8 protein-coding genes are annotated in these 10,624 nt (G+C 63.6%); 2 read left to right on the top strand and 6 right to left on the bottom strand.

All coding sequences use genetic code 11. From position 1 onward, the window contains the following. Positions 1-186: 186 nt before the first annotated feature. The 3 genes from gyrB to NKH50_RS27540 form a co-directional block, all read right to left on the bottom strand. Entirely contained in the window at positions 187-2,658 is a 2,472-nt protein-coding gene (gene gyrB / locus NKH50_RS27530; protein WP_352882278.1) for a DNA topoisomerase (ATP-hydrolyzing) subunit B, read from the bottom strand. 146 nt (positions 2,659-2,804) lie between these two features. Beyond that, positions 2,805-5,471, bottom strand: coding sequence for a caspase family protein (locus tag NKH50_RS27535; RefSeq protein ID WP_352882281.1), 2,667 nt, complete (start codon positions 5,469-5,471; stop codon positions 2,805-2,807). Between the two features lie 58 nt (positions 5,472-5,529). Next, the gene (locus NKH50_RS27540) at positions 5,530-6,099 is read right to left on the bottom strand and encodes an NADPH-dependent FMN reductase (protein ID WP_352882283.1); all 570 of its coding nucleotides are present in this window, start codon (positions 6,097-6,099) and stop codon (positions 5,530-5,532) included. A 183-nt stretch (positions 6,100-6,282) separates the two neighbouring features. Here NKH50_RS27540 and NKH50_RS27545 point away from each other — a divergent pair, with 183 nt between their 5' ends. Next, positions 6,283-7,656 (top strand): cytochrome P450, encoded by a 1,374-nt coding sequence (locus tag NKH50_RS27545; protein WP_352882286.1) that lies wholly within the window; start codon positions 6,283-6,285, stop codon positions 7,654-7,656. A gap of 21 nt (positions 7,657-7,677) precedes the next feature. Here the strand turns inward: NKH50_RS27545 and NKH50_RS27550 are convergent, their stop codons facing one another. Beyond that, the gene (locus tag NKH50_RS27550; RefSeq protein WP_352505874.1) at positions 7,678-8,652 is read right to left on the bottom strand and encodes a complex I NDUFA9 subunit family protein; all 975 of its coding nucleotides are present in this window, start codon (positions 8,650-8,652) and stop codon (positions 7,678-7,680) included. A 243-nt stretch (positions 8,653-8,895) separates the two neighbouring features. Between NKH50_RS27550 and NKH50_RS27555 the strand changes: the two genes are divergently transcribed. After that, positions 8,896-9,165, top strand: a complete 270-nt coding sequence (locus NKH50_RS27555; protein WP_352882288.1) for a hypothetical protein — start codon at positions 8,896-8,898, stop codon at positions 9,163-9,165. A 54-nt stretch (positions 9,166-9,219) separates the two neighbouring features. Here NKH50_RS27555 and NKH50_RS27560 read toward each other — a convergent pair whose 3' ends face one another. Beyond that, on the bottom strand, positions 9,220-10,221 hold the full coding sequence (locus NKH50_RS27560) for an Ldh family oxidoreductase (RefSeq protein ID WP_352686637.1): 1,002 nt from the start codon (positions 10,219-10,221) through the stop codon (positions 9,220-9,222). A 33-nt stretch (positions 10,222-10,254) separates the two neighbouring features. After that, the coding region (locus NKH50_RS27565; RefSeq protein WP_352480102.1) for an ABC transporter permease subunit at positions 10,255-10,624 on the bottom strand (370 nt) is incomplete at its 5' end.

A 10,624-nucleotide genomic window follows, 5' to 3' on the forward strand; every position in this document is an offset into this window, starting at 1 on the left:
GAAGCCAGAGCAAAATGCCACGTCCCATGGATGCCTCCTGCGGCGATTGTGATCAACTACAATGCCTTGAAGGCCTTTCCGTTCCGGCGGTCCTGCTGATCTCTGTTGCTTGCAACAGTCGGCATCGGTGCGCCAAGGCGCACCAATGCACTTCATGCCTGCTGGCTGGGTATCTGAGATCGTGGCTCAGATGTCCAGATTGGCGACCGACAGCGCATTTTCCTGGATGAATTCGCGCCTGGGCTCGACCTCGTCGCCCATCAGCCGCGAAAACAAGCTGTCCGCATCCGTTGCGTCATTGACCTTGACCTGCAAGAGCGAGCGCACATTCGGGTCAAGCGTCGTTTCCCAGAGCTGCTCGGCGTTCATTTCGCCAAGGCCCTTGTAGCGCTGCATGGTCAGGCCCTTGCGGCCGGTGGCAAACACGGCATTGAGCAGTGCCAGCGGCCCCGAAATGGTTTCCGAGACATCCTTGCGGCGCAGCACCGGCGGCTCGCCATAGATCTCCGCCAGACGCGGCGCATAGCGGTCGAGCTGGCGTGCGTCGGCGGAATTGATCAGCGCCAGGTCGAGATGTGCGAACTCCTTGACGCTGCGCACCGTTCGCTCGAAGACATAGCCGCCGATGCCCTCGTTCGAGGTCGACATGCGGCCGATCCAGCCGCGCTCGGTATCCTCGGCGATAATGTCGAGACGGCGGGCAACACGCTCGGCCGTCTCATTGGCGCGGCGGAGGTCGGTGAAGATCTCCGGGTTGAGCGCGCCGGCAATCGCTGCCTGCTCGACCACGCCTCTGTTATAGCGCGTGTGCAATCCGTTGATGAGCTGGCGGACAGCCAAGGCGTCGTCGATGGCACTGCGCAGGTCCTGCCCGGCCCGCACCTCGCCCGTGCTGAGCGCAAGCGACGCTTCTTCCAGCCCGGAGCCGATCAGGAATTCCTCGAAGGCGGCTTCGTCCTTGATGTATTGCGAGCTCTTCCCGCGCGTCACCTTGTAGAGCGGCGGTTGCGCGATGTAGAGATGACCGCGTTCGATCAGTTCGGGCATCTGGCGGAAGAAGAAGGTCAACAGCAAGGTGCGGATGTGGGCGCCGTCGACATCGGCGTCGGTCATCAGGATGATCTTGTGGTAGCGCAGCTTGTCGGCATTGAACTCGTCCTTGCCGATCGAGGTGCCGAGCGCAGTGATCAGCGTGCCGATCATGTCGGAGCCGAGCATACGGTCGAAGCGGGCGCGCTCGACGTTGAGGATCTTGCCGCGCAGCGGAAGAATGGCCTGGTTCTGGCGCGAACGGCCGCCCTTGGCCGAGCCGCCGGCGCTGTCGCCCTCGACGATGAAGATCTCGGATTTTGCCGGGTCGCGCTCCTGGCAATCGGCCAGCTTGCCGGGCAACGAGGTGACGCCGAGTGAGCTCTTGCGGGTGATGTCGCGTGCCTTGCGCGCGGCTTCACGCGCGGCAGCGGCCTGGATGACCTTCTCGATGACCGCCTTGCCCTCGGTCGGGTGCTCCTCCAGCCAGGTGCCGAGCGCTTCGTTGACCAGCCCTTCGACCACCGGACGGACCTCGGACGACACCAGCTTGTCCTTGGTCTGCGAGGAGAATTTCGGGTCGGGAACCTTGACTGACAGCACCGCCGTCAGCCCTTCACGGCAATCGTCGCCGATCAGCGCCACCTTTTCCTTCTTGGTCAGGCCCGAAGAGTCGCCATAGCCGGTTATCTGGCGTGTCAGCGCACCGCGAAAGCCTGCCAGATGCGTGCCGCCGTCGCGTTGCGGGATGTTATTGGTGAAGGCCAGCACGTTCTCGTGGTAGCTGTCGTTCCACCACATGGCGACTTCGACCGTGATGCCGTCGCGCTCGGCGCGGATCGATATCGGCTTGTCGAGCAACGGCTTTTTCGTCCGGTCGAGATATCGGACGAACTCTTCGAGGCCGCCATCGTAGTGCAGTTCATGGCGCACGATGTCGGCATGGCGGGCATCGGTCAAAACGATGCGCACGCCGGAGTTCAGGAAGGCGAGTTCGCGCAGCCGATGCTCCAGCGTACCGTAGTCGAATTCGACCATGGTGAAGGTTTCGGACGACGGCAAAAACGTGATTTCGCTACCGCTGCGGCCTTCATAGGTGCCGGGGACCTTGTCTTGTTCATAACTGCCGGTGACGCGCAGCGGCGCGTCAGCATTGCCATGCGTGAAGCTCATCTCGTAGATCTGGCCGTTGCGGCGGATCTTCAGTTTCAGCCAGGCCGACAGCGCGTTGACGACCGACACGCCGACGCCGTGCAGGCCGCCCGACACCTTGTAGGAGTTCTGGTCGAACTTGCCGCCGGCATGCAGCTGCGTCATGATCACTTCGGCCGCCGAAATGCCTTCGCCGGTGTGGATATCGGTCGGAATGCCGCGGCCATTGTCGATGACCGTCACCGATCCGTCCGGATTGAGCGTCACCGTCACCAGGTCGGCATGGCCGGCCAGGGCTTCGTCGATGGCGTTGTCGACGACTTCATAGACCATGTGGTGCAGGCCCGAGCCGTCGTCGGTATCGCCGATATACATGCCCGGCCGCTTGCGAACGGCATCCAAGCCCTTCAAAACCTTGATGGAATCGGCGCCGTATTCGGCTTCAACGCCGTTGGCGATGTCGGTCTGTTCGCTCATGAAAACCTGTCTGATTGATGCCGTGTGCAGAGCGCGAAAAATCGGCTTCGAATCGCGCATTTCTAATGTCGTAGATATAGGCGCAAAAGGCGGTTTTTCCAAGGTTTGCAGGCATTTCCGGACGGAATGACGGTCGCGTCGGCCGGCTACTGGCGCTTGGCTTCGATCCTGGCCAGCCGCTCACGCAGGAACTTGATCATGAATTTGTATCGCGGCGCCAACCGTCCGCTTCGGTCGAGCTCGAGCGTCATGTCGAGCGCCTTGGAAAGCACGGCTTTCGGATCCTTAGCGACTTGCGCGTAGTCGATATAGGCGACCACCAGGTCGCGCTGCCAGGTGGCGTTGTCCGGATCGGACCGGGCAAGTTTCTCGCGAATGGCCAGGCTGTCCTGAAAGGCTTGCCGGGCTCCGCTGACGTCGCGCTGCTTTAGGCACAGGGTGGCGACTTCGGACAGCGTTATCGACAAGTCACGCTGCCAGTCGGAATTGGCCGGATCGAGCTTGGCCAGCCGCTGCGCAATCGCGTAACTGTCCAGATAGGCTTTCAGCGCGCCTTTGTGGTCGCCCTGTATCGCCAGGACGCCGGCGACCTTCTCGAGGCAGACGGACAGGTCGCGCTGCCATTCGGTGTTGTTCGGGTCGCCAGCGGCGAGCGCGCTGGCCTGCGAAAGTGCCTCACGATAAGCCGAAAGTGCCGCCGGCCAATTCTGCTGGTCGCTCAGCGCATTGCCGATCTTGGCGTTGCCGACCGACAGGTCGCGTTTCAGCTCGGTGTCGTCAGGATCGCGTTTCGCCAGGTGCTTGACGATCGCGAGGCCTTCCCTGTAAGCCGCCAGCGCCCCGGCGGCGTCGCCGCGTTCGCGCAGCAGGTCGCCTATCGTATCGTGGCTGACCGAGACGTCACGCTGCCGGTCGGCGTCTCCCGGTTTGTCCGCCGCCAGCGCCAGCCGCACCTTCAGGCTCTCTTCATAGGCCGCCTGTGCGTTATCCAGTTGGCCTGCGACATGGGCAAGGTGACCGATCTCATCGTAGGTGATGGTCAGGTCGCGCTGCAGTTCGGCACGGTCGGGCTTTCCGGCGGCGAGCTGTTTCTTGATCGACAGACTTTCCTGGTAGACCTCTGCGGCGCCGGCCAGATCGCCTTGCGTCGCCAGTACGTTACCGATCTTGTCGTCGGCCATGGCGAGGTCGCCGAACCACTCCAGATTGTCCGGTTCTGCCTCGGTCAGGCCCTGCAGAATGGTCTTGGCGGTCTCATAATTCTGCAGCGCTGTCGGCAGATTGCCCTGTGCCATCCGCACATTGCCGAGCTTGACGTGGCTGACGGCGAAGTCGCGCTTCACGTTGGGATCGGTTTCATGATGCAACCGCCGTTCGAGATCGGCTTGCAGCGCTTCGAAGGCGCGGCCGGCCGCATCGATATTGCCGACCGTGGTATAGAGTTTGCCCAGCTCGTCCAGCGTGCGGATCAAGCGGTCGGCATCGTCGAGCGACAGCACCACCCGTCCAGCTTCGCCATAAAGCGCGAGCACGGATTCATAGTCCCTGATGGCTGTGGCGTAGTCGAGGTCGGCGCGCGCCGCCCCGCCGGACAGATAGCGCGTTGCGGCCTCGGAGAGCGTGCGGCTGACGAAATTGGCCTTCAGAGCGTTGCGCGAGACATTATCGATCTCGGCTGCCTCGGCGAGCTTTTTGCGCGCCGCATCGAACGCTCCCAGCGAAAGCTGCTCTTCGGCCTGCCGGCGCAACGCTGCCACCCGCAGATCGTCTGATCCAAGCGTCTGCATTTCGCTCCGCACCTTCACGAAGGCGTCGGCTGCCTCACGCAGCCTGGCGTTCAGACTGTCAGCGGAGAGGTGGCCGGTATCGGAACTGATCAACGCGCCATAGAGCGGTGCCAGCGGCATGTCGGCGTCGCTGGCGATCTTCTCCACCTCGCCGCGCATCTGAGGCGTCACCTCGGCCATGGCGAGCAACAAGCGTTCGCGCTCGGGCAGTTTCTCCTTGGCTGTCGTAGCAAAGAACAGCTGCGGCAGGCCGCTCTCGACATAGGGCAATTGCTTGCCGCGCGAGAGGTCGTAGACCTCCTGCTGCACAAGCGTCAGCACGGAGCGGATCTCGAGTCCATCGGTGCCGAGATATTTCGTCAACGCCGCAGTGAACGGCGAATTCTGGCCGGTCCCATCCGCGGCCGTCTCGCCGGGCGCCGCCGAGAAGGCAAACAGAATGTTTTCAGCCCGCCCGACGCGGCCAAGACCCGGCCGGACCTTGACGCCGACCTCTTTTGCCAGCGCCGTTGCGCCGCGGCCTTCGCCGCCCGCAGCCGCAAACGGATCGCTGCGGCAGGCATCGAGCACGATCAGCCCGACCTTGCTGGTGGCGGCGACGGTCGTGCGGATCTCCTCCAGCGGCAGGCTGGTCCTTTCCAGCGCATCGAGCGACGACGCGTCTGCATCGACCGGCAGGAGCCGATTCTCGCCGGCGATCTCGACGCCATGGCCGGAAAAGAACACCAGTACCACGTCGGCGCCTTTGGCATCCTCGCGGAAATCGTCGAGCGCCCGGCGCATGCGCCGCAGGTCGCGGTTGGTTTCGAGGAAGACCTCGAAGCCGAGCTTGCTCAGCACCGTTTCCATCACCTCGCCGTCGTTGACGGGATTGGCGAGCGGCCGGATCAGCCGGTAGTCGTTCTCGGCGATGACCAGCGCAACGCGCCGCTCCGCCACGGCAGCGGAGGCCGTCGAGAGGATCAGCAGCAAGGCAAACAGAAGACGCAAATCGAACCGCCCCGGCCCGGTCGTTTGCCGGAGCATTCCATCTCTTTATGGCATGAGCAAGTTATGGCATCGGCAAGCTCGGCCGTTCGCGTTGTCAGCCGACCCGCATCGGCTTCAGCGCTTCGCTCCAGCGGAACAACTCGTCCAGCATGGTCCTGGCCCCGCCGAGCACCTGCTCGCTGGGCAGGAAGGCGCCGGTCTCGTCGAGCAGCTTCTGGTACATTGGCAGCGCCACGCCTTCCGGAATCGGCATGACGCCGACCGCGGTCAGCAACGGTTTGACTGCCTGCGCCGCTCGCAAGCCGCCGGAGACACCGCCGTAGCTGAGGATGGCGGCCGGCTTGTATCGCCATTCCCTGAGCAGGTAGTCGACCGCGTTGACGATCGCGGGAGCGGTGAAATAATTGTACTCCGGCGCCACGAAGACGAATGCGTCGGCGGCGTCGATTGCTTTCGACCAGGCTTTCGTGTGGCTGTTTTCGTATTTGCCGAGTCTCGGATGATGCGGCTCGTCCAGCACCGGCAGGTTGAAGGCGGCGATATCGGTGAGCACCGGCTCGAATTTGCCGTGTTCGCGCGCAAAGCTCTCCAGCCACTTTGCGAAAACCGGTCCGGCGCGGCCCGGCCGCGTGCTGCCGATGATGACGTTCAACTGGTGCTTCAAGGCAGGCTCCCGCCGTTTCTGACATCTGTGGTGCTGCCACCTAAGACACGCAGCCGGACACAGCAAGCAGGCACTTTCCGGTGCCCGGGTCACATTCCAGAGAGCGGATGCATCGCCTTGTCGTCCGCTCACATGGACGCCTGCCTTGCCCGCCACTACATTGAGGTGTCAGCGGAGCAAGTCATGGACAGTCAGCCCGTCCCCTTCGTCCCGCCGGCGCCGAAGCCGCGCACCGCGCCGCCCTCGACGCTGGAGATGATCCGCATCGTCTACCGCAATCCGCTCGAACTGTGGGGCGAGCCGACCTACAACGAGCCCTGGATTTCGGTGACCGGCATCGGCGGGCCGCTGGTCATCGCCAACGACCCCGGTCTCATTCGCCACGTGCTGGTCGATAACGCCAAGAACTACAAGATGGCGACGGTTCGCCAGCTGATCCTGCGGCCGATCCTGCGCGACGGCTTGCTGACCGCCGAGGGCGAGGTGTGGAGGCGTTCACGCAAGGCGATGGCGCCGGTGTTCACGCCGCGCCATATCTTCGGTTTTGCGGAGCCGATGCTGAAACGCACGCGGGAGTTCGTCACGCGCTACGAGGGCGGCGGCACGTTCGACATCGCGCACAACATGACGCTGCTCACCTTCGACATCCTGGCCGAGACACTGTTTTCGGGCGAGATATCGGGCGAGCCCGGCAGCTTCGCCAAGGAGATCGATCGCCTGTTCGAGACGATGGGCCGGGTCGATCCGCTCGACCTTTTGCGTGCGCCCGACTGGCTGCCGCGCCTGACCCGCATCCGCGGCCGCAAGACCATGGCCTACTTCCGCAAGATCGTCACCGACACGGTGCAGATGCGCGAGGCGCGGTTGAGGCGTGCTCCGGACACGGTGCCGCAGGATTTTCTCACGCTGCTGTTGCGGGCGGAGGGACCGGGCGGGCTAACCCGGTCCGAGGTCGAGGACAACATCATCACCTTCATCGGCGCTGGCCACGAGACTACGGCCAGGGCGCTCGGCTGGACGCTCTACTGCCTTGCCGAAGCGCCGTGGGAGCGCGAAAAGATCGAGCACGAGATCGATGCGGTGCTGGCGCGTGAGCCCGACCCGACGAAATGGCTCGACGCCATGCCGCTGACCCGCGCCGCCTTCGACGAGGCGCTCAGGCTCTATCCGCCGGCGCCGTCGATCAACCGCGAACCGATCGAGCCCGAAACCTGGAACGGCCTCTACATACCGCGGCGTGCCGCGGTGCTGGTGATGCCGTGGGTCGTCCACCGCCATCGGAAATTGTGGGACCGGCCGGACGCTTTCATGCCGGAACGCTTCCATCCGGGGAATCGCGAAAAGATCGACCGTTTCCAGTATTTGCCGTTCGGCGCCGGGCCTCGCGTCTGCATCGGCGCCAGCTTCGCCATGCAGGAAGCAATCATCGCGTTGGCGATCATGCTTTCGCGCTATCGTTTCGATACCACCGCGCAAACCCGACCCTGGCCGGTGCAGAAGCTGACGACGCAGCCGCAAGGCGGGCTGCCGATGCAGGTTACCAGGCGCGCGCCTTAGGCAACCGGACGTCCGTTCGTGTTATGCGGCGGACTTGCGCTGGAACTGGCCGGCGGCGCGGTAGCGCCAGAGATAGCTTGGCAGGATGGTTCCGATCGAACGCGGCTGGATACCGAGGCCGGCAAGCGTCCTGTTGTCCTTGACGGCGTCATCCGACACGACATTGTGCTGGCGCAACAGCAGGACCTGGTCCTTGGTCAACAATGGATTGGGCAGCAGCCCGAGAATTGATGCCTGGAGGTTCGCCAGCCACCATGGCACGGGCAGCAAAAACCGCCTGCGTTCGATGATGACGAGCAGCTCTTGCATGCATTCCTTGAAGGTAAGCACCTGCGGCCCGCCGAGTTCATAGATCCGGCCGCCCTGGACCTTGCCGTCGACCGAGTGCGCCACCGCCTCGGCGACGTCGCCGACATAGACCGGCTGGAATTTCGTCTGCCCGCCGCCGATCAGCGGCAGCACTGGGGAAAAGCGGGCCATGTTGGCAAAGCGGTTGAAGAAACCGTCCTCCGGCCCGAAATTGATCGATGGCCGCAAGATCACGGCGTCTTGGACCGTCTCAAGAACGGCCTTTTCGCCGAGCGCCTTGGTCCGCGCGTAGTCCGATTGCGCGTGGAGCTCCGCTCCCAGAGCCGAGATGTGGGTGAGGCCGGCGCCGACGGCGCGCGCCGCTTCGGCAATAGCGCGCGCGCCGAACTCGTGGACGGCAGTAAATTTCTGCCGGCCGGCCTCATGCGCGATCGCCACCAGATTGACGACATGGTCGGCGCCTTGCACGGCGCGGTCGACCGACCAGCGCACCCGGACATTGGCCTGCACCGGCTGGATCTGCCCGACATTGCCAAGCGGTTGCAAATGACCGGCGAGATCGGGCCGGCGGCAGGCGACCCGGATGCGGTAGCCGCGCTTGGCCAGCGCCCGCACGACATGACGACCGACAAAGCCGGAGCCGCCGAAAACGACGACGAGCTTTGGGGTCTGAAGGATTTCGGTCATGGCTGGCTCCGGCGGGCTATCCAGATGGCTTGATTGAAGCCGTTTCATAGTCGGTTTCGCGCCAAAGGCAAAGGGCGACCATAGGTCGCCCGGCACTGTTGAAGCATGATTTTCCGGATCCGTTCGAAATGGCAGAAAACGCCGTCGAGGCCCGGCTTTACGGCAACTCCATTAGGAACAGGAACCTTTGTTCGCTAGGCGATTTTAGATGTATGGTTTGATTCCGAATGGAGGATATTGCCGATGACGACAAAACGCGTTGCGATCTTCGCTCTGGCTTTCGTACCAGGCTGCAGCATTGGTGCCCCGGCATTCGCGGCAAACCGGCATCACCAAGCGCAACCCGAACGCTACGTTCCCGCCAACGGCGACATCATCGACATTCTGTTCGGTGGCCCGCGCTACTATGACAACCCCCTGTTCACGACGGCCGCCGAACCCTGCTCCTACAACAGGGTAGAACCGGACGCGAATGCGGTGAACGTCATCAACGATCATCATTGCGGGAAGTAGGCTCGCGCTCCCGGATCGGCCGGCCTCTGCCGCTCATCGTACAAACGAATTTCTTTAGGACGAATAGCGCGCGGCGAATTCGGAAATGCGTTGCACCACGGCTTTCGGCGCGCTTATGCCGCGCGCCGCCGCCTTCTCTGCCGCTTCTGCCCGGGCACGCCCCGGCACATGCACGCCATAGCGCCGCCGCAACCTGTCGAGTTGGTCCTTCATCCGTTTCTCGAAGTTCGGATCGAGCAGCTTGGGCTCGACGGCGAGCACGAACAGGCCGGTCCCCGGACTGTCCGGCCCGCCGCTGAACCATGGCGCATCGAGCGACCAGTTGGCGCCCGACAGGCCCGCAGCCAGCACCTCGACCATCAGCGCGATGTTGGCGCCGCGCTGGCCGCCGAAGGCAAGCATGGCGCCTTTCATGGCGGCTGCCGGGTCCGTGGTTGGATTGCCGCTGGCGTCCAGTGCCCAGCCTTCGGGGATCTTCTTGCCGTCCTCGGCCGCCTTGCGGATGTTGACGAAGGCAGTGGCGCTCGACGACTGGTCGATGACCAGCGGCGCCCCGTCCGTGGTGGGTGCGGCAAAGGACATCGGGTTGGTGCAGTAGACCGGCTTGACCGAGCCCGAGCCGGCAAGCACGGCCGGGCCGTTGGTGGCGGCGAACGACACCAATCCCTGCGCGGCCAGCCGTCCGGTGAAATAGCCGAGCGCGCCGCAGGTATAAGCATTCTTCTGCGAAAAGATGGCGACGCCGAACAGCCGCGCCGCCTTGGCGAGGTCATCGATCGTGCGGTCGAAACCGGTATGCGCTAAGCCGCCGCGCGCATCGGAAAGATAGACCGCGAGCGCCGGCCTGGTGATCACCGGATCGGCGTTGCCGTCAATACGGCCGGCTTCCAGTGCTTCGAGATAATCGATGAAGTGCGACAGTCCGACTGTCGACAGTCCTTCAGCCTCGGCCGCGACGATCGAGGCAGCCAGCGACTGCGCCGCCTCTTCGTTGGCGCCGGCGCCAAGTGCGGCCATCCGGCACAGCCCTGTCGCCTGGTCGAGACTGAGTTGCATGGCAGCTGCCCTGAATTCGCGACTTTAACAGCTTTAGCCTAGCTTGCTCGGGATCCGCGCCTCGAGCCTGCGGAAACCGAACACCAGGATACCGGTGATGGACATATAGACCAACGCCAGAAGCAGCAAGGGTTCGTAGGTGATGAATAGATCCTGGCGCACCCGCGAAGCTACGGCATAGATGTCGACCATAGTTATCGTTGCCACCAGCGGTGTCGCTTTCAGCTGGAGAACAGTTTCACCCGCCAGCGTCGGCAGTGCCCGGCTGATCGCCTGCGGGAGCCATATGCGCCTGAAGATTTTCCAACGGCTCATGCCGAAAGCGCGGGCCGCTTCGAGTTGGCCAAGCGGTACCCCGGCGAAGGCGCCACGCATTACTTCGCCTTCATAGCCGGCATACGAG

Source organism: Mesorhizobium sp. M1027 (assembly GCF_040318745.1).
GTDB lineage: Bacteria > Pseudomonadota > Alphaproteobacteria > Rhizobiales > Rhizobiaceae > Mesorhizobium.